General features: G+C 68.7%; 30 protein-coding genes and 1 pseudogene. 20 read left to right on the plus strand and 11 right to left on the minus strand.

The window, feature by feature from the left end:
• The first annotated feature begins 63 nt into the window (after nucleotides 1-63).
• Genes tenA through HWV07_RS01595 form a run of 3 tightly spaced genes read left to right on the plus strand, consistent with a single transcriptional unit; the run spans nucleotide 64 to nucleotide 1850 of the window.
• Nucleotides 64-729 (plus strand): thiaminase II, encoded by a 666-nt coding sequence (gene tenA, locus HWV07_RS01585; RefSeq protein WP_178332615.1) that lies wholly within the window; start codon nucleotides 64-66, stop codon nucleotides 727-729.
• Nucleotides 726-1463 (plus strand): TenA family protein, encoded by a 738-nt coding sequence (locus tag HWV07_RS01590; protein ID WP_178332616.1) that lies wholly within the window; start codon nucleotides 726-728, stop codon nucleotides 1461-1463. The genes tenA and HWV07_RS01590 overlap by 4 nt, the downstream gene beginning before the upstream one ends.
• Before the next feature lie 51 nt (nucleotides 1464-1514).
• Nucleotides 1515-1850, plus strand: a complete 336-nt coding sequence (locus HWV07_RS01595; RefSeq protein WP_178332617.1) for a ribbon-helix-helix protein — start codon at nucleotides 1515-1517, stop codon at nucleotides 1848-1850.
• A gap of 33 nt (nucleotides 1851-1883) precedes the next feature.
• Here HWV07_RS01595 and HWV07_RS01600 read toward each other — a convergent pair whose 3' ends face one another.
• From HWV07_RS01600 to HWV07_RS01615, 4 genes are all read right to left on the minus strand, one after another.
• The gene (locus tag HWV07_RS01600) at nucleotides 1884-2720 is read right to left on the minus strand and encodes a DUF4399 domain-containing protein (protein ID WP_178332618.1); all 837 of its coding nucleotides are present in this window, start codon (nucleotides 2718-2720) and stop codon (nucleotides 1884-1886) included.
• 109 nt (nucleotides 2721-2829) lie between these two features.
• Nucleotides 2830-3033 carry a hypothetical protein gene (locus HWV07_RS01605; RefSeq protein WP_178332619.1) on the minus strand — a complete coding sequence of 68 codons (204 nt, stop codon included), beginning with the start codon at nucleotides 3031-3033 and terminating at the stop codon, nucleotides 2830-2832.
• A gap of 68 nt (nucleotides 3034-3101) precedes the next feature.
• Nucleotides 3102-4436, minus strand: coding sequence for a class-III pyridoxal-phosphate-dependent aminotransferase (locus tag HWV07_RS01610; protein WP_178332620.1), 1335 nt, complete (start codon nucleotides 4434-4436; stop codon nucleotides 3102-3104).
• Nucleotides 4437-4500: 64 nt separating this feature from the next.
• Entirely contained in the window at nucleotides 4501-5766 is a 1266-nt protein-coding gene (locus HWV07_RS01615; RefSeq protein ID WP_178332621.1) for an MgtC/SapB family protein, read from the minus strand.
• A gap of 76 nt (nucleotides 5767-5842) precedes the next feature.
• Between HWV07_RS01615 and HWV07_RS01620 the strand changes: the two genes are divergently transcribed.
• Entirely contained in the window at nucleotides 5843-7024 is a 1182-nt protein-coding gene (locus tag HWV07_RS01620; protein WP_178332622.1) for an AI-2E family transporter, read from the plus strand.
• Here HWV07_RS01620 and HWV07_RS01625 read toward each other — a convergent pair.
• Both HWV07_RS01625 and HWV07_RS01630 read right to left on the minus strand, forming a co-directional pair.
• Nucleotides 7021-7287: a hypothetical protein gene (locus HWV07_RS01625; protein ID WP_178332623.1), complete on the minus strand. Its 267-nt coding sequence runs from the start codon at nucleotides 7285-7287 to the stop codon at nucleotides 7021-7023. The two genes, HWV07_RS01620 and HWV07_RS01625, sit on opposite strands and share 4 nt — an antisense overlap.
• Before the next feature lie 85 nt (nucleotides 7288-7372).
• Nucleotides 7373-9340: a 3-hydroxyacyl-CoA dehydrogenase/enoyl-CoA hydratase family protein gene (locus HWV07_RS01630; protein WP_178332624.1), complete on the minus strand. Its 1968-nt coding sequence runs from the start codon at nucleotides 9338-9340 to the stop codon at nucleotides 7373-7375.
• Nucleotides 9341-9471: 131 nt separating this feature from the next.
• On the opposite strand from HWV07_RS01630, the gene HWV07_RS01635 reads away from it, so the two are divergent.
• From HWV07_RS01635 to HWV07_RS01660, 6 genes are all read left to right on the plus strand, one after another.
• Entirely contained in the window at nucleotides 9472-10626 is a 1155-nt protein-coding gene (locus HWV07_RS01635) for an acyl-CoA dehydrogenase family protein (protein ID WP_178332625.1), read from the plus strand.
• Between the two features lie 219 nt (nucleotides 10627-10845).
• Nucleotides 10846-11130, plus strand: coding sequence for a DUF357 domain-containing protein (locus tag HWV07_RS01640; RefSeq protein ID WP_178332626.1), 285 nt, complete (start codon nucleotides 10846-10848; stop codon nucleotides 11128-11130).
• Between the two features lie 49 nt (nucleotides 11131-11179).
• On the plus strand, nucleotides 11180-11455 hold the full coding sequence (locus HWV07_RS01645; RefSeq protein ID WP_178332627.1) for an ArsR/SmtB family transcription factor: 276 nt from the start codon (nucleotides 11180-11182) through the stop codon (nucleotides 11453-11455).
• Between the two features lie 56 nt (nucleotides 11456-11511).
• A complete protein-coding gene (locus tag HWV07_RS01650) occupies nucleotides 11512-11817 on the plus strand; it encodes a DUF8036 family membrane protein (protein WP_246279807.1) in 306 nt (101 codons plus the stop codon).
• A gap of 326 nt (nucleotides 11818-12143) precedes the next feature.
• Entirely contained in the window at nucleotides 12144-13127 is a 984-nt protein-coding gene (locus HWV07_RS01655) for a transcription initiation factor IIB (RefSeq protein WP_178332628.1), read from the plus strand.
• Between the two features lie 156 nt (nucleotides 13128-13283).
• Nucleotides 13284-13457, plus strand: a complete 174-nt coding sequence (locus HWV07_RS01660; RefSeq protein ID WP_178332629.1) for a DUF7836 family putative zinc-binding protein — start codon at nucleotides 13284-13286, stop codon at nucleotides 13455-13457.
• Here the strand turns inward: HWV07_RS01660 and HWV07_RS01665 are convergent, their stop codons facing one another.
• A complete protein-coding gene (locus tag HWV07_RS01665; protein ID WP_178332630.1) occupies nucleotides 13458-13862 on the minus strand; it encodes a translation initiation factor IF-2 subunit beta in 405 nt (134 codons plus the stop codon). It abuts the gene before it with no gap.
• 165 nt (nucleotides 13863-14027) lie between these two features.
• Here HWV07_RS01665 and HWV07_RS01670 point away from each other — a divergent pair, with 165 nt between their 5' ends.
• Nucleotides 14028-14264, plus strand: coding sequence for a UPF0058 family protein (locus tag HWV07_RS01670; RefSeq protein WP_178332631.1), 237 nt, complete (start codon nucleotides 14028-14030; stop codon nucleotides 14262-14264).
• A 54-nt stretch (nucleotides 14265-14318) separates the two neighbouring features.
• Here the strand turns inward: HWV07_RS01670 and HWV07_RS01675 are convergent, their stop codons facing one another.
• Nucleotides 14319-14795: a DUF555 domain-containing protein gene (locus HWV07_RS01675; protein ID WP_178332632.1), complete on the minus strand. Its 477-nt coding sequence runs from the start codon at nucleotides 14793-14795 to the stop codon at nucleotides 14319-14321.
• 111 nt (nucleotides 14796-14906) lie between these two features.
• Here HWV07_RS01675 and HWV07_RS01680 point away from each other — a divergent pair, with 111 nt between their 5' ends.
• From HWV07_RS01680 to moaC, 9 genes and pseudogenes are all read left to right on the plus strand, one after another.
• On the plus strand, nucleotides 14907-15827 hold the full coding sequence (locus tag HWV07_RS01680; RefSeq protein ID WP_178332633.1) for a DNA-3-methyladenine glycosylase family protein: 921 nt from the start codon (nucleotides 14907-14909) through the stop codon (nucleotides 15825-15827).
• A gap of 69 nt (nucleotides 15828-15896) precedes the next feature.
• Nucleotides 15897-16037, plus strand: coding sequence for a hypothetical protein (locus tag HWV07_RS01685; protein WP_178332634.1), 141 nt, complete (start codon nucleotides 15897-15899; stop codon nucleotides 16035-16037).
• A gap of 68 nt (nucleotides 16038-16105) precedes the next feature.
• Nucleotides 16106-16384, plus strand: coding sequence for an acylphosphatase (locus HWV07_RS01690; protein WP_178332635.1), 279 nt, complete (start codon nucleotides 16106-16108; stop codon nucleotides 16382-16384).
• A gap of 54 nt (nucleotides 16385-16438) precedes the next feature.
• Nucleotides 16439-17875 carry an NAD(P)H-hydrate dehydratase gene (locus HWV07_RS01695; RefSeq protein WP_178332636.1) on the plus strand — a complete coding sequence of 479 codons (1437 nt, stop codon included), beginning with the start codon at nucleotides 16439-16441 and terminating at the stop codon, nucleotides 17873-17875.
• A 90-nt stretch (nucleotides 17876-17965) separates the two neighbouring features.
• Nucleotides 17966-18274: pseudogene (locus tag HWV07_RS20055) on the plus strand (hypothetical protein); the annotation flags it as partial.
• 129 nt (nucleotides 18275-18403) lie between these two features.
• Nucleotides 18404-20215, plus strand: coding sequence for a PAS domain-containing protein (locus tag HWV07_RS01700; protein ID WP_425487812.1), 1812 nt, complete (start codon nucleotides 18404-18406; stop codon nucleotides 20213-20215).
• Nucleotides 20208-20660, plus strand: a complete 453-nt coding sequence (locus HWV07_RS01705) for a response regulator (RefSeq protein WP_178332638.1) — start codon at nucleotides 20208-20210, stop codon at nucleotides 20658-20660. The genes HWV07_RS01700 and HWV07_RS01705 overlap by 8 nt, the downstream gene beginning before the upstream one ends.
• On the plus strand, nucleotides 20657-22705 hold the full coding sequence (locus HWV07_RS01710) for a bacterio-opsin activator domain-containing protein (RefSeq protein ID WP_178332639.1): 2049 nt from the start codon (nucleotides 20657-20659) through the stop codon (nucleotides 22703-22705). Before HWV07_RS01705 ends, HWV07_RS01710 begins: the two co-directional genes overlap by 4 nt.
• 58 nt (nucleotides 22706-22763) lie before the next feature.
• On the plus strand, nucleotides 22764-23246 hold the full coding sequence (moaC, locus tag HWV07_RS01715) for a cyclic pyranopterin monophosphate synthase MoaC (protein WP_178332640.1): 483 nt from the start codon (nucleotides 22764-22766) through the stop codon (nucleotides 23244-23246).
• 60 nt (nucleotides 23247-23306) lie between these two features.
• Here moaC and HWV07_RS01720 read toward each other — a convergent pair whose 3' ends face one another.
• The 3 genes from HWV07_RS01720 to HWV07_RS01730 all read right to left on the minus strand — a co-directional run bounded on the left by HWV07_RS01720 (nucleotide 23307) and on the right by HWV07_RS01730 (nucleotide 25699).
• Complete coding sequence (locus HWV07_RS01720; RefSeq protein WP_178332641.1) at nucleotides 23307-23471, minus strand: hypothetical protein; 165 nt, start codon at nucleotides 23469-23471, stop codon at nucleotides 23307-23309.
• Between the two features lie 91 nt (nucleotides 23472-23562).
• The gene (gene hflX, locus HWV07_RS01725) at nucleotides 23563-24870 is read right to left on the minus strand and encodes a GTPase HflX (protein ID WP_178332642.1); all 1308 of its coding nucleotides are present in this window, start codon (nucleotides 24868-24870) and stop codon (nucleotides 23563-23565) included.
• A gap of 103 nt (nucleotides 24871-24973) precedes the next feature.
• Complete coding sequence (locus HWV07_RS01730) at nucleotides 24974-25699, minus strand: ribosome assembly factor SBDS (RefSeq protein WP_178332643.1); 726 nt, start codon at nucleotides 25697-25699, stop codon at nucleotides 24974-24976.
• Nucleotides 25700-25738 lie beyond the last annotated feature (39 nt).

A 25738-nucleotide genomic window follows, 5' to 3' on the forward strand; every position in this document is an offset into this window, starting at 1 on the left:
GCGGGATAACAACCGGGTTGTACAACCTAGAGATACAAGTGGGTACGCCGCGGAGTGACGCCCATGGGATTCACCGAGGAACTGGAGCCGATACTGGACAGGATCGTCGCGGAGACGCTCGAACACCCGATGGTCGCGCGCCTCGGCGACGGGACGCTGGACGAGGAGCCGTTCGAGGAGTGGGTGCGGCAGGACTACCGCTACCTCGTCGAGTACAACCGCGTCTTCGCGCTCGGTGCGGCGAAGGCCCCGGACCTCGACAGAATGCGCACGTTCGCGACGCTGATGGACGAGACGCTGCACACCGAGATGGACCTCCACCGCGAGTACGCCGCCGAGTTCGGCATCTCGGAGGCGGAACTCGAGACCACCGCGCCCTCCCCGACGACGCAGGGGTACACCGACTTCCTCGTCAGGACCGCTTCGCACGGCTCCTTCGGTGACCTCGTCGCCGCGCTGCTCCCCTGCATGTGGGGGTTCAACGAGGTCGGCCGGCGCCTCGACGAGCGGGGCCGCCCCGACGACGAGCGTTACGCGGAGTGGATCGCCACCTACGCCGGCGAGGAGTTCACGGAGCTCACCGAATGGTGCATCGGCCTGCTGGACGACGTCGCCGCGGACGCGGCGCCCCGGACCCGCGACCGCTACCGCGACCTGTTCACGACCTCGATGCGCTACGAGTACAGGTTCTGGGACGCGGCCTGGCGACAGGAGGGGTGGTCGGCGTGACACCCGAATCGGAGACGGTCGGGTCGGATCCCTTCGCCGCGGCCGATGAGGACCGGTTCACGGAGTGGCTCCGGGCCAGGACCGGCGACCGCTGGGCGGCCGCGACCGAACACCGCTTCACCGAAGAACTGGCCGACGGGTCGCTCGACGAGGCGGTCCTCGAGCGGTACCTACTGCAGGACTACGTCTTCCTCCGGGAGGCGACCGGACTGGTCGCCAGCGCAGCGGCCGACGCCCCGGACGTCGAGTCCCGCGGCGAGATCGCCGAGTTCCTCGCGATGCTGTGCAGCGACGAGAACGACTACTTCCGGCGGGCCTTCGGCGCCCTCGGCGTCCCGGAATCCGAGTTCGAGTCGCCGGACCTGACGCCGACGACCGAGGCGTTCCTCGACCTCGTCCACCGGGCCGCGAGCGAGGGCGGCTACGCCGAGTCGCTGGCCGTCTTCGTCCCGGCCGAGTGGGTCTACCTGGAGTGGGGGCGGCGCACAGCCGAGCGCGTCGCCGCCGACCTGCCGTTCACACACCGGGAGTGGATCGACCTCCACGCCGACGAGTCGTTCGTCGAGTTCGTGACGTGGCTCCGCGGCGAACTCGACGCAGTAGGGCCGGAGCTCTCGCCGCGGCGGCAGCGCCAGGTCGCTCGACTGTTCGAGCGGACCGTCGACCTGGAGGCGGCCTTCTTCGACGCCGCCTACGGCGACGCGCCGGCCGCGAGCGGCGCCGTCGAGGAGTAGCGGGGTCGAACATAGCGAAACCCACTTCCCCCGTCCAGCCGGACGGCGGGTATGGGACTCGACGAACTCTCCGCCGACGTGGAGGACGCCTACGGCGCCCTCGGGGACGAGCTGGCGGTCGAACTGGACGCCGAGACGCGGAACGAACTGGCGATGCTCGAGAGCGCCTACGAGCCCGACGAGACGGACGAACTCGTCCGGCGGGCGATCCACATGCTGTTCCAGTCGGCCGTCGAGACCGGCAACCTCGACTTCCACCTCCGGAGCGGCTACGACGTGACCTACGACGAGTATCTCTCGGGAATGACCTTCGAGGAGATGACCGGCGGCGGCCAGTCGTTCCCCCAGCAGACGCCGGACGACAACGCCCGGCGCTACCAGTTCTGACGGGCAGGCGAAGAACGAGAGCGGCGGGGTCGATTACTCGACGGTGACGCTGATCTCGTCGGTCTCGGGGAGCGCGAGGTGCTCGCCGTCGCCCATCTGGAGGACGAGGTCGTGCTCGCCGGACTCGAGTTCGAGTTCGGCCTCGGTCGACCCGTCGCCGAAGTGGCGGTGGGCGTCGTCGTTGGGGATCTCCTCGCCGACCGCGACGGCCTCGGCGTCCACCATCACGTGGAAGTGGCCGCCGGTCTGACCGAGTTCGCCGGCTTCCTCCGCCTGCAGGTTCTCGGAGGCGTCGAACCCGACGGCGACCGGGCTCTGGACCGTCGCACCGTCCTCGGGGGCGGCGAAGGAGACGGACGCCTCCTCGACCTCAACTTCGACGGTGTCGGTCAGGTCGAGGGCACGGTGCTGGCCGTCGGCGGCCTGCAGTGTCAGTTCGTGGGTGCCGGGTTCGAGGTCGAGGACGGTCCGGGAGGAGCCGTCACCGAAGTGCAGGTGCGTCTCGTCGTTGGGGATCTCCTCGCCGACCGCCACGGCGCCCTCGTCGATCATGACGTGGAAGTGGCCGGCGTTGTCGTTGACCTCGCCGGCCTCCTCGATGGTGAAGTTCTCCGCCTGCATCGAGACGGTGACGCCGTTGGCGGCCGTGGCGCCGTCTTCGGGCGCCTCGAAGGAGACCGACGCCTCCTCGTCGACGTCGATGGAGGCCTCGCCCTCGGCGGGCGTCCCGGTCCCCTCGGCGGTCCCGTTGCCGTTCTGGTCGCCGCTGGCGTCGTCATCCTGCTCTCCGTCCGAGCAGCCGGCGATGGCGGCGGCGGTCGTACTCGCTGCGAGCGCTGCGAACTTCCGTCGGGAAACCCGTTCTGGCATACGATTCGAGTGCTTGCGGGGCGGATGTAAGAAAGGAAATCTTCCGGCGGTATCTACGTCATTCGGTCCGGTACCGAACCCCACGCCTGCCCCGGGTTCCGCGGTCGCGTCACTCGGACCTGGCGGTGAGCGTCAACTCGAGGTCGGCGCCGCAGCTGTTGCACTCGCCCTCGGCGATAACGTCCTTCAGCAGGATGTCCTTGAAGCAGGCCGGACACGCCACGCCCGCCATGGGACCGGGGAGGAAGGTGAACGTGTTCTCGCTGTCCAGTTCGAACGTCCGGGCCCGCCCGTCAGCCGGCTCCGTCGACATGTGGGCAGGTATCACACCACACCATGTAAATCTTCGTCAGACATCGATCGGTGCTCGCGGCGGTCGGCTCAGGCCGCGGCGTCGGCCGCCTCGGAGAGCAACTCCACGGCCATGGTGATCTCCCGCTCCCGGACGTCCAGCGGCGGGAGCAACCGGAGGGTCCTGTGCCCGCAGCCGAGCGTCAGCAGCCCGCGCTTCATCGCCTCGTCCTGGACGTCGTCGCGTCGCTCCTTCGAGTCGAACTCCACGCCGAGCATCAGCCCCCGCCCCCGGACGTCGACGGCGTTCGGCACGGCCGCCGCGGCGAGTTCCGACGTCGCCTGCTCGCCGCGCCGAACCGCGTTCCCCAGCAGGTCCTCCTCGCGGATGACGTCGATAGTCAGCGCGCCCTGCAGCGACGCGACGATGTCGCCGGCGCCCCACGTCGAGGAGAGCCGGGACTCCTCGTCGGGGAAGACGTCCTCGCTCGCGACGGTGGCGCCGACGCGGGCGCCCTTGGCCGCGCAGATGACGTCCGGTTCGATGGGATAGTGGTCCGAGGCCCAGAACTCGCCCGTCCGTCCCAGCCCCGACTGGATCTCGTCGGCGATCAGGAGGAGGTCGTGCTGCTCGCAGACCTCGGCGACCTCCGTCATGAACGCGTCGCTCGGCGCGTAGTAGCCGCCCTCGCCCTGGATCGGCTCCATGACGAGGTAGGCGACCTCGTCGGCGTTGACGTGGCCGGTCTCGTCGTCCAGCATCCGCCGAAGTTGCGAGGTGTCGCCGGCGAAGAACCCGCACTCGCAGGTCCCCGGCGTACACTGCCGGTCCCGACAGAAGGGGACGTCGTGGATGCTCCCGAGTTCGGGGAACTGCCGGCGGTATACCTCCTTCGAGCGGTTCAGCGACAGCGCCCCGAGAGTGCGGCCGTGGAAGGCGCCCTCGAAGGTGATGCCGTACTTCCCGCCCGTCCGGTCGTAGCAGATCTTCAGGGCGTTCTCGACGGCCTCTGCGCCGGAGTTCGACAGGAAGACCGTGTCCATCCCGTCCGGCGTGACGTCGACGAGCCGCTCCATCAGTTCCCCCGGCCCGGGGAACTCGGGGTTCCCAGGGTCGCCGGCGGTCGTGTAGAAGTCCTGGCCGGCGATCTTCAGGGGGTCGACGAGGTCGAAGGCCTCCATCCGCTCGAGCAGTTCGGGGTTGTTGTAGCCCAGCGGCGCGGCGCCGACGTGGCCGGTGAAGTCCAGGAGGACGTTGCCGTCGGCGTCGGTGCAGAACGGACCGATCGCCGGGGCCGTGACGTCCCAGACGAACTCGTAGACGTACGTGCTCGGCGCCGCGAACGAGCCGTGGTACTCGACGCGCTCTCGCGCCCGGGGGCCGGGCAGCTCGTCGACCTGCGGCGTCACCGTCTCGCGATCCATGCCCGGCGTAGGGGCACCGTCGTGTTAAGCGTTGACAGCGATCGGCCGCGAAGGGGGCTCGCGGTCAGACCATCGTCACGAAGGCCGCGGTGATGGCCCCGGCGCTGGCCAGCAGGACGGCGCTCCAGACGAGCACGCCCCGCGAGAAGTCCCGGTTCGGCGACGGCAGTGTGAGCCCGACCTTGACGACGATGCTGGCGGCGGAGGCCAGCAGCACCGCGACGGTCGCCTGGACGGCCGTGATCGACCCGTTCGCGTAGAGGACGACCGCCGAGGCCGTCGCGCCGGCGCTGCTGACCAGCCCCGCGAACAGCGCGGCGAGGTAGAGCCCGGAGGTGCCGAAGGCCGCCTCGGCGAACCCGCCGACGAGCAGGACGGTGAGGAACAGCGCGCCGATGCCGAGGGCGTATCGGAGCGTGAACGGCGTGTCGAGGTCGATCTCGATTGACTCCGACCAGTCGGCGGAGTAGGCGGCGACGGCGACGGCGACGACGACGACGGACGCCAGCGGGACGACCGCCTCCAGCAGCACCCCGGAGCCGACCGTGAACACGACCGCGATGGCGAGGTTCCGGATGGCCATCGAGGCGTTCGACAGCAGCACGGCGGCGACGCCGTAGGCGGCGGCCTCGGGCCGCTGGTTCACGTGGTCGAGCATGGTGCCGACGACGGCCGTCGAGGAGGCCAGGCCGCCGAAGAAGCCGGTCACGGCGATGCCGCGGCCGCCGTACAGCCGGACGATGGCGTAGTTGACGATGCCGATGCCGGCGACGAAGACGACCATGAGCCAGACCACCCGCGGTTCGATGTCGACGGAGAGCCCCGCGAGGGTGATGGTCCGCTCCTCCGGCGGCAGCAGGGGGTAGAGGACGAACGCCAGGATGGCGAACTCGGCGCCGGCCTGCACCTCCTCCTTGGAGAGCGCGCCCGCGACCCCGTGGAGTTCCTGCCGGAGGACCAACAGCAGCGAGGAGACGACCGCGACGGTCACCCCCTCGAGGACCAGGCCCGACCCGACCAGGGCGCCGACGCCGTAGGCGACGAGCAGCGAGGCCGACGTCGTCAGCGAGAGCGTCCCGACCTGGCCGAGCAGTCCCTGGACGCCGAGGATGATCCCGAAGACGACGACCAGCAGCGCTCCGGAGAGCAACAGCAGCTGCGAGTCGAGGATGGTGAACGCCGCCGCCAGCAGGCTGACCAGCGAGAAGGTCCGGATGCCGGCCGTCTTGTCGGACCACTCGCGCTCCAACCCGAGGAACATCCCCAGTGCGGCCGCCAGCACCAGGGCGACGACGTTGTCGTCGAGCAGCGACACGCCGAACTCGGTCATCGCATCGGCGTTCGCGGGGCCGTCGAATAAACGCGTCGGCGGGCGGCTTTATCCCGCTCGCGGCCGCAGGTCACGTATGCTCAGGGACGTCTCCCGCCCCCGGCTCGCGTGGTGGACAGTCGGCGCCGTCCTCGCCTTCGTCGTCGGGACAGCGCTGCTCGCGTTCACGGGCACGCTCGTCACCGCGCTGTTCCTCTACTACGTCTGTCGACCGGTCTACCGGCGGCTCCGCCCCCGCGTCGGCCGGAACCTCGCGGCCGTCGGCGCGATGATCGCGCTCGCGATCCCCATCGTCCTCCTGGTCACCTACACCGTCGCGATCACCATCCAGGAGATCCAGACGCTCGCGGAGAACGTCGACCTCGGTCCCCTCCAGGAGGTCGTCTCGCCGTACTTCGACATCTCGAGCGTCGTCCAGGACCCCGCGAGCCTCCTGCAGAACTCCGACTTCATGTCCGCACTGAACGTCGTGATCGAGGGGGCGTTCAGCTACCTGCCGCTCGTCCTCACGTTCCTCCTCAACCTCTTCATCGCCCTCGCGGTCACCTTCTACCTGCTCCGGGACGGCGACAAGCTCGCCGGCTGGATCCGCCACACGTTCGGCCACGACACGGGCGTCTTTGACACCTACGCCCGCGCCGTCGACGAGGACCTCTCGAGCGTCTACTTCGGCAACATCCTCAACGCGGTCCTCGCCGCCATCATCGCCGCCATCGCGTACCACGCCCTGAACCTCCTGGCGCCGGCGGGCGGGGCCATCCCGTACCCGGCGCTGCTGGGGATGCTCATCGGCGCCGCGAGCCTCATCCCCGTCGTCGGGATGAAGATCGTCTACCCGCCCGTCGCGATACTGCTGTTCGCCCAGGCCGTCTCGCAGGGCGACCCGCTGTGGTTCCCCGTCGCGTTCTTCCTCGTCTCGGTGGTCATCATCGACTTCATCCCGGACATCGTCCTCCGGCCGTACGTCTCCGGCCGGAACCTCCACGTCGGTCTCGTGATGATCGCCTACATCGTCGGCCCGGTGTTCTTCGGCTGGTACGGGCTGTTCCTCGGCCCGCTGCTGCTCGTGCTGGTGTTCCACTTCGCCCGGCACGTCCTGCCGGCGCTGCTGGACGACGGGCCGATCCGGCCGGTGCCGGCCTTCACGGAGGCCACGGCCCCGGACGAGTACCTGGAGGGAGAGGTCGCGACCGACGATAGCGCCGGGACGGAGGGCGGCGGGTCGACCGGTGGCGCCGACGACCCCGGCCCTCACTAATCGCGGGGTTCCTGCAGGCGGTTCCCGTCGCGCGGGCAGTGCTCGTACTCGGGATCGCGGGTCCGGAACCCGCACCGCGGGCACTCCCTGACCACCGGGCGCTCGACGGGCGTCGCGCCGCTCCCGCCCGCGCGGAACAGGAACGGGACGAAGGGCACGAAGAGGAAGAACAGCAGCCACCCCGTGTAGAGGTAGAGGACGACGCTGATCGCGAGGCTGACGCCGATGCCGAGCAGTGCCGTCAGCGTGCGTGAGCCGACCATCGAGTCGTGCTACGCGCTCCGGGCGGTTGGACGTTGCGGCGCCGTCGCTGGCGGGACGCGAAAGAACGGAGAACGCGAGTCGGCGTTACTTGCCTTCGAAGTTCGGCTCCCCGTCGCCCATGAAGGCCGTGATGCCCTCCATGAGGTCGTCCGTGTTGATGAGGTGGCCGAAGGCCTGGGCCTCGAGTTCGAGGCCGGCGTCGATGTCCTCCCAGCCCGCGAGCATCGCGCGCTTCGTGAGCTTCTGGGAGATCGGCGGGCCCGCGGCGAGGTCGGCGGCGAACTCGTGGACGCGGTCCTCGAACTCCTCGGTCGGGACGACCTCGGTGACGACGTCGTACTCGTACATCGTCTCGGGGTCGAACCGCTCGGCCGTGAAGACGATCTCCTTGGCGCGGCCGAAGCCGGCGATGCGCATCAGCCGCTGGGTGCCGCCCCAGCCCGGCAGCAGGCCGAGGTTGTGTTCGGGGGTGCCGAGCTCGGAGCGCTCGGAGGCGATGCGGAAGTCACAGCACAGCGCCAGCTCGAAGCCGCCGCCGAGGGCGAAGCCGTCGATGCCGGCGACGACCGGCATGTCGCACTCCTCGAGCTTGCCGAAGGTGCGCTGGCCCTTCCGGGAGAGGTCGATCGCCTCGATCGGGTCGGCGCCCGACGCCATCGCGGTGACGTCGGCGCCGGCGGAGAACGCGCGGTCGCCCTTGCCCGTGATGAGGAGCGCTCGGACCTCGTCGTCCTCCTCGAACAGGTCGATGGCCTCGCTCAGCTCGTCCATCAGCGCGGGGTTGATGGTGTTCATCCGGGCCTCGCGGTCGAGGACGATCTGCCCGACCATGTCGCCGGGGTAGCGGACCTCGATGTTCGTGAAGTCGACGCCCTCCTCGTCGTCGCCGCTGTGGAAGCCGCCCTCCTCGGCGGCCTCGCGGAGGCCGTCGGAGACCTCGTAGCGCGGGTGCCCCTTCTCCTCGTGGAGCTCGTCGAGCGTCTCGACGAGGCCCTCGAGGCCGCGGTCGTCGGCGATCTTCGCGGGACCGTCCGGGAAGCCGGCGCCCAGCATCACGGCCTCGTCGATGGCCGGCGGGTCGGAGACGTCCTTGCCGACGAGGTTGCCGACCTCGTTGGCCATCACGGCGACCAGTCGGCTGGCGACCTCCTCGCTGCCGGCGTCGGTCGGGACGTCGGCGCCGTCGCCGTCCTCGTAGTCGTAGACGCCCCGGCCGGTCTTCTTGCCGTAGCGCTCCTCCTCGATGAGCTCCTCGAGGAACGGCGCGGGCTCGTAGGCCTCGCCGAGGACCTCGTTCATGTACTCGAGGACGTGGTAGGTGACGTCGTGGCCGACCTGGTCGCCGAGTTCGAACGAGCCCATCGGCAGGCCCATGTCGAACTTCGTCGTGGAGTCGATCTCCTCGACGGTGGCGTCGTCCTCCGAGACCATCCAGCAGGCCTCGTTCATCAGGGGGACGAGGATGCGGTTGACGATGAAGCCGGGGGAGTCCTTGCGGACGCGGACCGGCGTCTTGTCGAAGTCCTCGGCCAGCTGCTCGGTGACCTCGAGGGTCTCCTCGGCGGTGTGAGCCCCGGAGATGACCTCGACGAGCTGCATCCGGACCGGCGGGTTGAAGAAGTGCATCCCGCAGAACTGCTCCGGCCGCTCGGTGACCTCGGCGAGGTCCGTGATGGACAGCGAGGAGGTGTTCGTCGCGATGATGGCGTCCTCGGGGAGGTGCTGCTCGACGTCCCCGTAGACGTCCTTCTTGATGTCCATCTGCTCGGGGACGGCCTCGATGACGAAGTCGGCGTCGCCGACGGCTTCCTCGACGTCGACCAGCGGGGTGACGCGGTCGAGGGCCTCCTCGGCGTCGGACTCCGAGATCTGCTCGCGCTCGGCGAGCTTGTTCAGCGACCACTCGATGTCGTCGTAGCCGCTCTGGACGAACTCCTCCTTGATGTCCCGGAGGTTGACCTCGTAGCCCGACAGCGCGGCGACCTCGGCGATGCCGTGGCCCATGTTCCCGGCCCCGAGCACCGCTATGGTCTCGATATCTTCGAATTCCATTGTGACAGGCTAACGGTCTTCCGGAGTCCGTTTCAACGTTTCCTTCTGGCCACGGACACACTGGTTTCAACGCCCAATCTGTTTCTACGGAATTGGGAAGTGTTATGGGGTAGCACGCACCTTGAGCAACCATGGACTTCGAGCTAACCGACGAGCAGAAACAGCTCAAGGAGGAGGTCAAGCGCTTCGCCGACAACGAGGTCCGGCCGAACGCCAAGGAGTACGATGTCGAGGAGAAGTTCCCCCACGACATCGTCGACGACGCCGCCGATATGGGTCTCTGCGGCGCCTCCATCCCCATCGAGTACGGCGGCGCCGGCTACGGCGCCGTCGACTCGGTCCTCATCGCCGAGGAGCTGTTCGCCGCCGACCCCGGCATCGCCCTCTCCATCCTGGCGACGAGCTTCGGGACCGAGGCCATCCGCGAGTACGGCACCGAGGACCAGAAGGAGGAGTTCCTCGAGCCGGTCGCGAAGGGCGAAGCCATCTCCGGGGCGGCCATCTCGGAGCCGGACACCGGCTCTGACGTCTCCAGCGTCTCGACGCGCGCGGAGAAGGACGGCGACGAGTACGTCATCAACGGCAACAAGATGTGGATCACCAACGGTTCGGTCGGGGACTTCTTCGTCACACTGTGCAAGACCGACCCCGAGGCCGAGGGCCGCTACAACGGCTTCTCGCAGATAATCGTCGAGTCGGACCGCGACGGCTTCGAGGCCGACAAGATCACGGGGAAGATGGGGATTCGCGCGTCCGACACGGCCGAACTCATCCTCGACGACGTCCGCGTCCCCGAGGAGAACCTCGTCGGGAGCGAGGGCGCCGGTTTCTACCAGCAGATGCAGTTCTTCGACGCGACCCGGACCGGCGTCGCGGCCCAGGGCGTCGGCATCGCGAAAGGTGCGGCGGAGCGCGCCCTGGAGTACGCCCAGGAGCGCGAGCAGTTCGGCCGTCCCATCGGCGACTTCCAGGCAATCCAGCACAAGCTCGCCGACATGCACACCGAGACCGAAGCCGCCCGAAATCTCACGTACAAATCCGCGTGGGAGGTCGACTCCGGCGGCTCGCCGAACACCCAGCTGGCGTCGATGGCCAAGGAGTTCGCCTCCCGGATCGCCGTCAAGACGGCCAACGAGTGCGTCCAGATCCACGGCGGGTCGGGCTACGTGAACGACTTCGACGCCGAGCGGCTCTACCGCGACGCGAAGATCACCCAGATCTACGAGGGCACCACCGAGATTCAGAAGATGATCATCGCCCGCGAGCTGCAGGGGAAGGGGTTCTAGCCCACTTTTTGCACGGTCGCCTCACTACGCTCGGCGACCGGCAAAAACGTGGGGAAAATATGCGCGAGCGCCTCCAGCCGCCTCGCTCACTCCGTTCGCTCGGCGTTAGTCGGCGCTCGCTACGCTGGCTCGCTCCGCTCGCCAGCGAGAACCCCTCGCTCACTTCGTTCGCTCGCGGATGCTCCTATTCTTTTACGCTCGCCAGTCTACACAGGTGGTATGACCGCCGACCTGGAGGAGAAGACGGACCGTTACGAGGATCTGCTGGCGGAGGCGCTGGAGGCCGCCGAGATAGCGCCGCAGGAGGGGACGCCGCTGCACGACGCGGCCCTGGAGTACGAGGAGATGGCCCGTTCGTACCTCGAGGACGGCCGGCACTTCCGGGAGGACGACGACCTCGTCAACGCGCTGGCGTCGTTCTCCTACGGTCACGGCTGGATGGACGCGGGTGCCCGCATCGGCGTCTTCGAGGTACCGACTGAGGGGCACCTCTTCACCGTCTGACCTTTCTCATCCCCCCACTTTACGTCGGTCGGGTGAGTGGCACCCAGCAATGGAGGCGGCCCTCTGGTACGTGCTGACGGGGACACGCGGCGGCGCGAACCGCGCCCGCGTCCTGCGTGCCATCGACGAGCGGCCGCGGAACGCCAACCAACTCGCCGAGGACCTCGACCTCGACTACAAGACCGTCCGCCACCACCTCGACGTCCTGGAGGAGAACAACGTCGTCACCGACAGCGGGGACGACTACGGCAAGGTGTACCTCCCCAGCGAAGCCGCCCGCGCACACTGGGACACCGTCGAAGAGGTGCTCGAGAAGGTGATCTGAATGCTGGCCGAATTTGGGAAAGACAATATATACGTGACCGGGAAAGGTGACGCATAGTGCTCGTCCGCATCGTCCAGGTATTCGCCGTCCTGAACGTCCTCCTGCTCGCGGCGCTGCTCTACGTGTGGGGGCGGAACTGGTGGCAACTGCGGTCGAAACACACCCTCGGGCTCGTCCTGTTCAGCGCGTTCCTCCTCGGGGAGAACGCCCTGGCGGCCTACCTGTTCATCCTCGACCCGACGCTGAACGTCTGGATCCACCACGACCAGATGGTGCCGCGGCCGGCGCAGATCGCCCTCGCGAGCTTCCGCGTCCTCCAGTTCCTCGGGCTGGTGTTCCTGACCTGGGTCACCTGGGACTGACCCGGCGTCGACGGGGCTCCACTCCGAGCCGACAGTCGACTGACCGTGGACGTGCTGTCGATCGTGGCCGCCCTTCTGGTAGCTCGTGGACGGAGCTGATTTAGCTCCCGACACCACGGAAACGTTTATTATCGATAATGGTTGTCGTGGGGTAATCATCCGACGTGTGGTAACAAGTGGTACGGTCCGAGACCCACGAATTCGGCCGTTCCAGGCAAATATCCGGCGAAACCTTTAAGTAGCTTTCGGACTAACGTACTGTTACGAAACGCGGCTCCGGGATTTCTTGGTTTTCCCACCTCCGGAGCCCGGAGTAACCCATCACAATGAGCGACACAAGCATCCGAACGTACACGGAAGAGAACCGTACCGAATCGACGGAACAGACGGAGTCGGAGGAGCAGCAGGAGTCGACGTCGACCTGCCCGGAGTGCGGCGCCCGGCTCGAGAACGACACCGAGCACGGCGAGACCGTCTGCAGCGAGTGCGGCCTCGTCGTCGAGGAAGACGAGATCGACCGCGGCCCCGAGTGGCGGGCCTTCGACAGCGCCGAGAAGGACCAGAAGTCCCGCGTCGGCGCCCCCACCACGAAGATGATGCACGACAAGGGGCTGTCGACGAACATCGGCTGGCAGGACAAGGACGCCTACGGCAACTCCCTGTCGAGCCGTCAGCGCCAGAAGATGCAGCGGCTCCGGACCTGGAACGAGCGGTTCCGGACCCGCGACTCCAAGGAGCGCAACCTCAAGCAGGCCCTCGGCGAGATCGACCGGATGGCCTCCGCCCTGGGGCTGCCGGACAACGTCCGCGAGACCGCGTCGGTCATCTACCGCCGCGCGCTCTCGGAGGACCTGCTGCCGGGCCGCTCCATCGAGGGCGTCGCGACGGCGTCGCTGTACGCCGCCGCCCGACAGGCGAACGTCCCGCGCAGCCTCGACGAGGTCGAACGCGTCTCCCGCGTCGACAAGATGGAGCTGACGCGGACGTACCGCTACATCATCCGGGAGCTGAACCTGGAGGTCCAGCCCGCGGACCCCGAGAGCTACATCCCGCGGTTCGCCAGCGACCTCGACCTCTCCGACGAGGTCGAGCGCCGCGCCCGCGAACTCGTCGACGCCGCCCGCGAGGACGGCATCCTCTCCGGGAAGTCGCCCGTGGGGCTCGCGGCGGCCGCCGTCTACGCCGCCGCGCTGCTCTGCAACGAGAAGGTGACGCAGAGCGACGTCAGCGAGGTCGCCGACATCTCCGAGGTCACCATCCGCAACCGGTACAAGGAGCTCCTCGAGGCCGGCGACGTCGTCACGGCCTAGAACGCGTTCGGGTGTCGCTCAGTTCGGGTGACGAACTGTTCTCTGTTTTCAACACGGATTAGCGGCCGCACCGCCGACGGTCGCCGCGACCGCCGCGCGGCTATCGTCCGGAGAACCGTGACAAAGGTTTTCATACCTTCCCGACGATGCGGGTGTATGGAGACGTACGTTCGACTGCTGTGTCCCGAATGTGGCAAGAACTGGCAGGCCTCTCCCGGCGAGCTACCGAAGCCCGCGCGCACGTTCCACTGTCCCGGCTGCCACGCGAGCCGGCCGCTCTCCGAGTTCGCCCGTACCGAACACGACCTCCAGAACCTCAAGCAGTTCTGACTACGCTCCCGTCGCCGACTGCGCGCCGCAGGCCTCACACCGGAGGATCTCGGCGCCGCTCTCCTTCTCGAGGCGCGTGTCGGGCAGGCCGCACTCCGAGCAGATGACGAACCGCTCGGCGTACTCCTCCATGGCCTCCTGGACGCGGGACTGGCGGAACTCGCCGGTCAGTCGGAGCCGGCCCCGCTCGTCGATGGTGGCGCTGGTCCCGAGCTCGTTCTGGAGGTACTTCATCACGTGGTCGGTCTCGCGGTCGAGGGTGTCGAGGGTCGACTGGAGGTTCTCGTAGACCGTCACGTTCCCCTCCTGTCGGACCTCCGGGTCGGGCAGCGAGAACCGCTGGGCCGACCCCTGGATGTCCGGCGTCTCCTCGAGAGCGCGGTCGAGGTGCTCCTCGTAGTCCATGGGGGCGCGTTGGGCGGCCCGGACGAAAAAACTTCCAGCTACCTCTCGGCGAACCGGAAGGTACCGATTCCTTGTGAACGGTAACCACGTGAGCGGGCCTGAGGGTGGATGTTAACCCGTGTCGGGATAGTTCTATATGTCCCGAGTCGCTATGCGCGAGTGACCATGAAGAAGCAGGAGCTCATTCATCTCCACGGCCTGCTTGCCGAGGTATGTAACCACTACGAGCAGCTGGCCGAGTGCGATGTAGAGCACGTGAAGTACAGTGAACTGGGCGTCCGACCGACATCGATCCACAAGTCGAAGACCGACCACAAGGCCGCGGTCTTCGCGCTGGCAGACGGTATCACCGAAGAGATGGAGAGCGAGACCGAGACGGCGGTCTCCGCCGCTGCCGACTGACTCTCGACGAACTGCAGTTCTCCGTTTCCCCAGACTACCTAGCGGCCGCGCCGATCACTCGTCGATGAGGTCCTCGAACTCCGGCAGCGCGTCGTCCTCGCCTTCACCCTGCCCGTCTTCGACGTTCGCCTCCTCGACGGAGATGTCCTCCGTGAGGTCGTCCTCGTCCGACTCGTTGTCGGCCTCCTCGCCCTCCTCGATTACCTCGACCTCGTCGACCTCCAGCGGGATGTTCTGGAGCCGCTGGCCGATCTCCTTGCGGGCGATCCGCGCGGCGTGCTCGTCGCGCTCGACGTTGAAGACCGTCATCTCCAGGTCGAGTGCGACGAGGCCCTCGTCGGCGGCGATGAACGCGGGTTCCGACTCCGCCCCGCACTCAGGGCAGCACCGCTCTCCCATGCTTATCTCGACGTAGTTGAGGTCCGGGTTCAGCATCTCCCCCGTCTTCGAGATGGCGATGCGCACCGCCTCGTCGGCCGTCTCCACGTCGTACACGGGGACGGCCGCTTCCACGACGACTCGACAGTCCATGTTAGCACATTACGTGCGCAGCGACAAGAAGTTTCGCCTGCGTCTGAGTGAACGAAAACGTCAGCGTCGTAACTCGAAAGGCCGAAAGCGCCCCGGCCCCTCCCGCGGCGTATGGAGACGGGGAGTCGTCCGATCGAGTCGTTCGACGGCGGTCTCGACCTGCAGGCCACCGTCGAGAGCGGGCAGTCCTACCTCTGGCGGCGCGCCGACGGCCGGATGTACGAGCAGCCGTACGCCTCCGGCGGCGACGCCTGGTACCACACGGTGCTCCCGGCGACGGCCACACGGACCAACGAGCCGGAGGTCCTTCGCGTCAGACAGGCCGACGGGTGCCTCGAGTGGGAGTCCTCGACCCCGAACGCCTACGAGCTGCTGGAGCACCTCCTCCGGCTCGACGACGACCTCGACGCGATCATCGACGCGACCCCGCCGGACGACCTCGTCGACCGCGCCTACGACGCCTACAGGGGCCTCCGGCTTGTCCGCGACCCGCCGTTCGCCTGCCTGATCTCGTTCATCTGCTCGGCGCAGATGCGGGTCGCCCGCATCCACGGGATGCAGGTCGCGCTCGCCGACGCCTACGGCGATGCGGTCGAGTTCGACGGCGAGACCTACCGGGCGTTTCCGACGCCCGAGCAGCTGGCGGCCGCGAGCGAGTCCGAACTCCGGGGCCTCTCGCTGGGCTACCGGGCGCCGTACGTCCAGCGCACGGCGGAGATGGTCGCGACCGGCGAGGCGACCCCGGAGGAGGCGCGGGGTCTCGAGTACGAGGCCGCCCGGGAGTCGCTCACCCGGTTCGTCGGCGTCGGCCAGAAGGTCGCCGACTGCGTCCTCCTGTTCTCGCTGGGCTACCTCGAGGCCGTCCCGCTGGACACCTGGATCCGGACGGCAATCGAGGAGCACTACCCGCACTGCGAGCGCGGCAACTACGTCAACACCTCCCGGGCCATCCGCGAGCAGTTCGGCGGCGAGTACGCCGGATACGCACAGACGTACGTGTTCCACTACCTCCGGACCGGATACGAGGAGTGAGCGCCGGCCCCGCCGTTCGGTACGCGATACCACCCGACAACTCATGACGGTGGCGTCCGTTCGGGGGGTATGGTCAGAGCGCCGTCGCGATGCCCGAACCCCGACTGCGAGAACAGCCTGGGCGGGACCTTCGAGCGGTCGCAGTTCGAGAAGGTCGACGACGGCGTTTGGGAGTGCCGGGAGTGCGGCGAGGTCCAGGACATCAGGTGAGAGTGCGGGCGGCATCCCCACCGGCAAGCGGACCGGATTTTATTGTCCGAACGCGAGTACGGACGCCCATGAGCGACCGCACACGCGCGCACGTGTTCGTCACCGGCAAGGTCCAGGGCGTCTACTACCGGGCGAACACCCGCGAGACCGCACGCGAGCGCGGCGTCGACGGCTGGGTCCGCAACCTCGAGGACGGCCGCGTCGAGGCGGTCTTCGAGGGCGACGAGACCGACGTCGAGGCGATGGTCGAGTGGTGCCACACCGGCAGCCCGCGGGCGTCCGTCGACGACGTCGAGGCCGAGTACGAGGGCCCGGAGGGAGTCGACGGGTTCGAGATCCGTCGGTGAGGGTGGCCGGCCGTCGGCGGAACTATTACCGACCGGCCGCGCGAAGCCACGGCCATGATCACCAGCGACGAGATGGCCGTCGTCGACGCCAACGCCGAGGCCCTGGGGGTCCCGCGCAAGCAGCTGATGGAGTCCTCCGGCAGCGCCGTCGCCGACGCCGTCCGCGAGGTCGTCGATCCCGGCGCCGAGGTCTCGCTCGTCTGCGGCCGCGGGAACAACGGCGGGGACGCGTTCGTGACGGCTCGCTTCCTCTCGGAGTACGAGGTCGCCGTCCACCTGCTGGGTCGCGAGGAGACCATCACGACCGACATCGCCAGCGAGAACTGGGAGGCCCTGCAGTCGGCCGAGATCGACGCCGAGGAGGTCCGCGACTCCGCGGACCTCGATCTGGGCGACCCCGACGTCGTCGTCGACGCGATGCTCGGGACCGGGGTGGCCGGCGCCCTCCGCGAGCCCGCTGCCTCGGCCGCCGAGGCCATCAACGACTCCGGGGCGACCGTCGTCGCCGTGGACGTCCCTTCGGGGGTCGACGCCGACACCGGCGAGGCCGAAGGGGTGGCGGTCGACGCCGACCGCGTCGTCACGTTCCACGACGCCAAACCCGGGCTCGCATCCCTCGACGCCGAGGTGACGGTCGCCGACATCGGCATCCCCGAGGCGGCCGAGCGGTTCGTCGAGCGCGGCGACCTCCTGCGGCTCTCCCGTGACCCCCACTCCCACAAGGGCGACTTCGGCCGGGTGCTCGTCGTCGGGGGCGGCCCCTACACCGGGGCGCCGGCGCTGTCCGCACAGGCGGCGCTGCGGGCGGGCGCCGACCTCGCCTTCGTCGCCGCCCCCGAGAACGTCACGCGGGAGATCCAGGGGTACAGCGAGAACCTCATCACTAGGTCGCTCTCCGGCGACCACCTGGCGCCGGAGCACGTCGACGACCTGCTCGAGCAGGCCGCGGAGATGGACTGCGTCGTCCTGGGTCCGGGCCTCGGCGGCCGAGAGGGCAGTCTGGAGGCGGTCCGGGAGTTCCTCGGCTCGTTCGACGGGCTGGCTGTCGTCGACGCCGACGCGCTGCAGGTCGTCCCCGAGGTCGACACCGACGCGACGCTGCTCTGCACCCCCCACCAGGGCGAACTCGTCGGCATGGGCGGGGAGACGGCCGACGACTGGGCGGAGCGGGCCGACCTCGTCGAGTCCTTCGCCGCCGACCTGGGCCAGACGGTGCTCGTCAAGGGCGCCTACGACGTGATCTCCGACGGGGAGACGACCCGCGCCAACCGGACCGGCAACCCAGGGATGACGGTCGGCGGCACCGGAGACGTCCTCGCCGGCGTCACGGCGGCCCTGGCCTGCGCACTCGACCCGACGGAGGCCGCCGCCCTCGGCGCCTACGTCAACGGCCGCTCCGGCGACATCGTCGTCGACGACCACGGGTACGGCCTCGTCGCGACGGACCTGCTCGAGGCGGTCCCAGACGCGTTGTGGCCCGACGACGACTGACGGTCCCGGCCTCCTCCACCCGTCGTCCGGGCCGCCAGAACGTTGCAGCGAGGTGATGGATTTAACAGTGCCAGCCTTCTGTAACGGTACATGGACAACGAGGCGGGGGGAGACGCCGGCGCCATCTGGCGCGACGACGAGGTGGCGGCGCGACGCTGCAGGTCGCTTCTCTCCGTGATCGACGGGGCGGTCTTCGAGGTCGAGGTCGCCGGCGACGCGAGATTCACCGACGTCGACGACGAGTTCTCGGCGCGGACCGGGTACGAGCGGTCGGCGCTCGTGGGGGCCCGCGCGTCGGACGTCTTCGACGAGGACTCGGCCGCGGCGCTGGTTCGTGAACTCGATGCGGGGACCGACCCGGTACGACTCGACGTGACGGTCGAGACCGCCGACGGCGAACGGCTTGCCGCGACACTCCGGGCCTCGCCGGTCGCCCTGGACGGCGGCGGTCGTGGGGGCGTCGGGATCCTCGGGTCTGTAGCGCCCGAGACGGGTCCCGGCTCCACTGCGGGATCTGACGATTCCCAGGTGGCCGAACGCCGGTACCGGACGCTCGTCGAGAACTTCCCGAACGGCGCCGTCGGCCTGTTCGACGAGGACCTTCGGTACACGGCGGCCGGCGGTCGGGCGTTCTCGGACCTGGACGACTCGGAGGCGGAGGTGGTCGGCGAGACCATCTGGGAGCGCTACCCGGAGGAACTGGCCGAGAAGCTGGAACCCCGGTTCGAGGCCGCGCTCAGGGGGGAGGCCAGCGACTTCGAACTGGAGTTCCACGACCGCGTCTGGATGGCCCACACCCACCCCATCGAGGACGACGGCGAGGTCAGCGGCGGCGTCATCATCGTCCAGGACGTCACGGACCGCAAGGAGCGCGAGCGTGAACTCGAGTTGAGCGAGCAGCGCTACCGGACGCTCGTCGAGAACTTCCCGAACGGCGCGGTCGCACTCGTCGACGACGAGTTCCGCTACCAGACGGTCGGCGGCACGCCGCCGGAGGGGATCGAACTCACGACCGACCAGTTGGTCGGCGAACGAGTCCAGGACGCGCTGCCGCCGGCGCTCGCCGAGAAGCTGTCCGCCTCCTACGAGGCCGCCTTCGACGGGGAGTCGAGCTCCTTCGAGTACGAGTCCGGCGACTTCGTCTACCGGTTCCACACGGTGCCGGTCCGCGACGACGACGGCGACGTCTTCGCCGCGATGGGGATCTCCCAGGACGTGACCGAACAGAAGGGCCAGGAACGGCGGCTCCGCGCCGCCAAGGCCCAACTGGAGACGCTGTTCGACGTCCTGCCGGTCGGGGTCGTGGTGGCGGACGCCGACGGCCGGATCCTCCAGGCGAACGACACCGCCGAGGAGATCTGGGGCGGCGACGTCTTCGACGTCGACTCCGTCGCCGAGTACGAGCGGTACCCGGTCCGGGAGGCCGACTCCGGCGAGACGGTCCCGCCCGAGGAGATGACCCTGGCCCGGGTCATCGACGGCGAGGAGGTGACCGAACCGGACGTCTACGAGATCGACGCCTTCGACGGGGAGCGGCGGGTCGTCCGCCTGGAGGGACGGCCCATCCGCGACGACGCCGGGCGGGTGACCCGCGGCGTCGTCACGCTGACCGAAATCACCGAGCGCCGGGAGTACCAGCAGCGACTCGAGGAGTCCAACGAGCGCCTCGAGCAGTTCGCCTACGCGGCCTCCCACGACCTCCAGGAGCCCCTCCGGATGGTCACGAGCTACCTGCAGTTGCTCGAACGACGGTACGGCGACGAACTGGGCGAGGACGGCCAGGAGTTCGTCGACTTCGCGGTCGACGGCGCCGAGCGGATGCGCGAGATGATCGACGCGCTCCTGGAGTACTCCCGCGTCGAGACCCGCGGCGACCCGTTCGAACCCGTCGACCTCGACGAGGCCCTCGAGGACGTGACCCGCGACGTCCAGGTTCGGGTCGAGGAGACCGACGCCGAGATCACCGCCGAGGACCTCCCGACGGTCCGGGGCGACCCCAGCCAGCTCCGGCAGGTGTTCCAGAACCTGCTGAGCAACGCCCTCGAGTACAGCGGCGAGGAGCCGCCGCGGATCCACGTCGACGCCGAGCGGTCGGGCGACGAGTGGGTGCTCTCCGTCGCCGACGAGGGCATCGGCATCGAGCCGGACCAACACGAGCGCGTCTTCGAGGTGTTCCAGCGGCTCCACTCCCGCGACGAACACGAGGGGACGGGCATCGGCCTGGCGCTGACCCGTCGGATCGTCGAGCGACACGGCGGCGACGTCTGGGTCGAATCCGCTCCGGGCGAAGGTTCAACGTTTTACTTTACGCTCCCCGTAGGGGTGGAACGTGATGGCTAGCCGCCGTACGGGGGAGTCGGTCGACATCCTCCTCGTCGAAGACAACCCGGGCGACGTCCGGTTGACGCAGGAGGCGTTCGCCGAACTCGACCTCGAGGACGCACTCTACGTGGTGAACGACGGGGAGACGGCCCTCGACTTCGTCAACCAGCGGGGGGCCCACGAGGACGCGCCGCGGCCCGATCTCGTCCTGCTGGACCTGAACCTCCCGAAGATCGACGGGATGACGGTCCTCGACGAGATCAAGACCGACCCGGAGCTCCGGCGCATCCCCGTGGTCGTCCTGACCGGTTCGGGCGCCCAGGAGGACATCGTCGAGAGCTACGACCGCCACTCGAACGCCTACCTGACCAAACCCATCGATCCGGAGGAGTTCGTCGACCTCGTCGGCTCCTTCGAGGACTTCTGGCTATCGCTCGTCGAACTTCCACCGAGTAACCAATGACACAGGAAACTTCCCCGCACACGCTGCTCATCGAGGACAACCCAGGCGACGCCCGCTACATCAGAGAGCTGCTCCAGGAGGCCCAGGACGTCTCCGAGCGGCGGTTCGACGGCGGCGGGATGCTCGCCGAGCGGCCGGTCGACGCCGACCACGGCGACGAGACGCTCGTCCACGAGACGGAACTCGGCGCCGGGCTCGAGCGCCTCGAGTCCGAACCGTTCGACGTCGTCCTGCTCGACCTGAACCTCCCGGACAGCGCCGGGCTCGACACCCTCACGGCGGCCCGCGACCAGGTGGAGACGATCCCGATCGTCGTCCTGACCGGCCTCCGCGACCGCGAGATGGGCCTGGAGGCGCTCCGGCAGGGGGCCGACGAGTACCTCGTGAAGGACGAGATCAACCCCGGGCTGCTGGTCCGCTCCATCTACCACGCCATCGAGCGGAAGGCCCACGAGCGCGAGCAGAAGCGCTACGAGACGCTCATCGAGGAGTCCACCGACGTCAACGCCATCCTCGACACCGACGGATCGATCAGCTACGTCACGCCGTCCGTCGAGTACGTCCTCGGCTACGACCAGGACGAGATGGTCGACGAGGACGCCTTCGAGTACATCCACCCCGAGGACGCCGAGGAGGCGAAGTCCGAGTTCGAGAAGACGGTGACCGACCCCGGGTACCGGGCGAGCGCGGAGTTCCGGTTCCGGGACGCCGACGACGACTGGGTCGTCCTCCACGCCCGCGGCCGGAACCTGATGTCGGACCCCTCCATCGAGGGCGTCGTCGTCTACACCCACGACATCACCGACCTGAAGGAGTACGAGCGCCAGCTCGAACAGCAGCGCGAGCGACTGGAGGCGCTCAACCAGCTCAACGGCGTCGTCCAGGGAATCACGGAGGCGGTCATCGAACAGTCGACTCGCGAGGAGATCGAGCAGGTCGCCTGCGAGCGCCTCGCCGCCTCCGACTCCTACGAGTTCGCCTGGATCGGCGAGCGCTCGGGCTCCGATGTGACCGTGCGCGCCTCCGCTGGCGTCGACGGCTACCTCGACGAGGTCGACATCTCGACGAACCCCGAGGACGAGACGAGCAAGGGACCGACGGGGAAGGCCCTGCAGACGGGCGAGATACAGACGACCCTCGACATCCGGTCGGACCCGTCGTACGAACCCTGGCGAGAGACGGCCGACGAGTACGGCTTCCAGTCGTCGGCCGCCGTCCCGATCCGCCACGAGGACACCATCTACGGCGTCCTGAACATCTACGCGGACCGGCCCGACGCCTTCCGAGGCGAGGAGCGGACGGTCATCGACCACCTCGGCGAGATCGTCGGCCACGCCATCGTGGCCGCCGAGCGCAAGCAGGCCCTGATGAGCGACGCCGTCGTCGAGCTCGAGATCGGCATCCCGGACGTCTTCCGGGCGGGCGAGGGCGGCCTCGCGGAGGACCCCATCCGCATCGAGCGCGCGGTGCCGGTCACCGACGACGAGTTCCTCCTCTACGGGACGACCTCGGAGGCCGCCGTCGAGAAGATGGTGGCGTACGCCGAGCAGGAGCCCGGGTGGGAGGAGGTGACCACGGTCAGCGAGACGCCGGACGGCGTCCGGTTCGAGCTCCGACTCTCGGAGCCGCCGGTCCTCTCGGTCGTCGCGTCTGTCGGCGGCTCCGTCGAGGAGGCGGTCATCGAGGGCGGCGACTACCGGCTGACCATCCACCTCCCGCAGGGGACCGACGTCCAGGGGGTGCTCAACCGCATCCAGGAGACGTACCCGCAGGCCAACGCCCTCGCCCGGCGGCAGGTGACCCGCTCGGACGACCCCGCCCGTCGGCTGACCCGCGCGTGGATGGACGACCTCACGGACCGACAGCGGACGGCCCTCGAGGCCGCCTACTTCTCGGGCATCTTCGAGTGGCCCCGGCACAGCTCCGGCGAGGAGGTCGCGGAGTCCCTCGGCGTCTCCTCGCCGACGTTCCACCAGCACGTCCGGGCCGCCGAGAAGAAGATCTTCGGCGCGCTGCTGGAGGACTCGTCCTTCGACGAGACCTAGGCCGCGGCTCCGGCGACGGTCGGAGGTTTCTTCGCCCTGCCCACGCGAGTAGCCGCACATGAGCGACGAGTCGGACCTCACGCACGTCACCGACGAGGGCGACGCCCAGATGGTCGACGTCGGCGACAAGCCCGACACGGCCCGCCGGGCGGTCGCCCGGGGGGAGATCCACCTCTCGGCGTCCACCGTCGAGGCCATCGAGGACGACGCCGTCGAGAAGGGCGACGTCCTCGCGACGGCCCGGATCGGCGCCATCCAGGCTGTCAAGCACACCTGGGAGACCATCCCGATGTGTCACCAGATCCCCGTCACGAACGTCGACGTCGCCTTCGACGTCGCGGACGAACGCGTGACCCTGGAGGTGGCCGTCGAGACGACCGGGAAGACGGGCTGCGAGATGGAGGCCCTCGAGGGCGTCACGACCGGTCTCAACGTCGTCTGGGACATGGTCAAGGCCGCCGAGAAGGACGACGACGGCCAGTACCCCGGGACGCGCATCTCCGACGTCGAGGTCGTCTCCAAGGAAAAGCGGGAACTGTAGGCGAACCGCTGCCGGCCGTCCGTCGAGACCCGGTCGGTGCCGAAGACGTGTTCGGCTGCGTCAGTCCTCGACGCGTCGGACCGAGAGCTTGTGCCCCGACTCACGTCCGTGCTCGACCACGACGTCGGCGGGGAGCCGGTCGTCGTTCGGCGTCACCACCGCCGTGAAGTTGCAGTCCTGACACTCCACCCGTGCCTCCCGTCGCCGCTCCTCTTGTTCACCCATGTGTCACCCCGGGAGTTACAGCAGTGCGCGTATATCTGTAGTTACCAGGTGCGTCGAACACGCCGAGCGGCCGCGACGGCGGCGACGCCGGTCACTCGGCCGGCGCGGCCGTGAGTTCGCCGGCCTTCGCCCGCGCCTGCTCGACGATGGCGGGGCGGGCCTCGAAGTCGATGGTGACCTGGTCGCCGTAGTCGACCGACTCGACGTCGCCGTGGTCGTGGACCCAGGAGACGAGGCTCATCGTCTCGTCGGTCATCGGGACGACCAGCCGCTCGCGGCGCCACTCCGGGAGCTCGGCGTCGATGCGCTCGCGCAGCTCGGCGACGTTCTCGCCGTCCTTCGCGCTGATGGCGACGGGGTTCGGCGCCAGCGCCTCCAGGGCCTCCCGCTTCTCGCGGAGCTCCTCGTCGTCGACCTGGTCGATCTTGTTGAGGACGGTGACGATCGGCGCCTCGTTGCGCTCGTAGAGGGTGTCGTGACACGTCACCAGCTTCTCCCGGATCTCCTCGATGGGGTCGGAGACGTCCACGACCAGCAGCACGAGGTCGGCGCGGTACACCTCCGAGAGCGTCGACTTGAACGACTCGACCAGCCAGTGGGGCAGATCCGAGATGAAGCCGACGGTGTCGGTGACGAGCACGTTCCGGCGGTCGAACTCCGCGCGTCGCGTGGTCGTCCCGAGCGTCGTGAACAGCCGGTTCTCCGACTCGGCGGTGGCGTCGAGGTCCGGGTGGAGCCCCTCGTTCTCGTCGATGTCGACGTCCGCGGCGAGGCGGCGCAGCAGCGTCGACTTGCCGGCGTTCGTGTAACCCGCCAGCGCGACGAGGTCGAAGCCGGACTCCCGGCGCTGCTCGCGGCGGTGGGCCTCCGTCCGCTCGATGCGCTCGAGTTCGTCGCTGATGCGGCTGATCTGGGCCTTGATGTCCTGCTCGCGGGACTCGTCGTACTCGCCGAGCCCCATGAAGCCGGGGCGCTCGTCGCGCTTGGCCAGCGAGGTCTTTGCCTCCGCGCGCGGGAGCTCGTAGCGCAGCTCCGCGAGCTCCACCTGGAGCTGGGCCTTCTTCGTCTGGGCGCGCTGGCCGAAGATGTCGAGGATGAGCTTGAAGCGGTCGACGACCTCGACGCCCTCCGGGAGCTTCGTCCCTAGGTTGTACGTCTGGTAGGGCCCGAGCTGGTTGTCGAAGATCACCGTCGTCGCGTCCGTCGCGGCGACGGTGGTCGCGAGCTCGTCGACCTTCCCCTCGCCGAGGCAGAAGGCGGGGTCCTCGGTCCGGGTCTGGGTCACCTCGCCGGCGACCGCGTAGCCGGCCGCGTGCGCGAGGTCGCGTATCTCCTCCGTGTCCGGGTGACCGTCGTCGACCCGCTTGGCGACGACGGCTTTGCCGTTGGTCCCTGTCACTCGCCTCGTGATAGGTGGTCGCCGTATTTAAGCGTCCGGCAACTGTGCTAGTTTCTGACACCGACCGACGGGCAACGGTCGATCCGACGGCGGCGCCCGGCGGCTACCGCGTCCCGATCTCGTCCTCGTCCTTCACGACGCGGGTCTCGGCCTCGCCGCTGGTGTGCTCGTTGACGAGGTCGTAGAACTCGTTCTGGAGGCCGGCGGGGAACTCGATGACGCCGACCCAGGAGCCGTCGGCCTGCCACTCCTCCCGCTGGAGGTCGCCGAACTGGCGGATCTGGGACTGCGCGCTGCCGGCGTACTCCGCGGGCACCTGCACCGCCATCACGACCTCGTCGAAGCGGATGGGGATGACCGGCCTGAGGTCGTCGAGGGCCTCGTCGACCTGGTTCTCGACGGGCTCCATCGGGTCCACCTGGAAGCCCGCCTCCTCCAGGGCGCGCTCGATGCGCTCCGGGGGGTGCGGCGCGTCGTCCATCTGCGGGTTCACCGCGTTCCGCGCGATCTGGTTGACGAGCTTCCGGTGCTTCTGCTCCTGCATCTCCCGGCGCTGGTCGGCGGTGATCTGTATCTCCCCGCGCTCGATGACCTGGGGGATGATCTCGAGGGGGTCCGTCGTCCCGAAGACCTCCTCGAGGGCCTCCTCGGGCGGTCGATCGCCGGAGGAGGCGTCCTCGAAGACGTCCTCCGCGGCGATGACCTCCTCGAGTTCGCCGTCGAACTCGCCGCGTTTGATGGCCAGCGCCGCGTCGGGGTCGACGAGCACCTCGAACCGTTCGCCGTGGGACTCCAGACGGGCGGTCACGGCCTCGTCAAGGGATATCATGCGTCCCGGTACGTGCGGGCGACGCTAAAAGGTGTTCGG

The organism is Natronomonas salina (genome assembly GCF_013391105.1).
Classification (GTDB): domain Archaea; phylum Halobacteriota; class Halobacteria; order Halobacteriales; family Haloarculaceae; genus Natronomonas; species Natronomonas salina.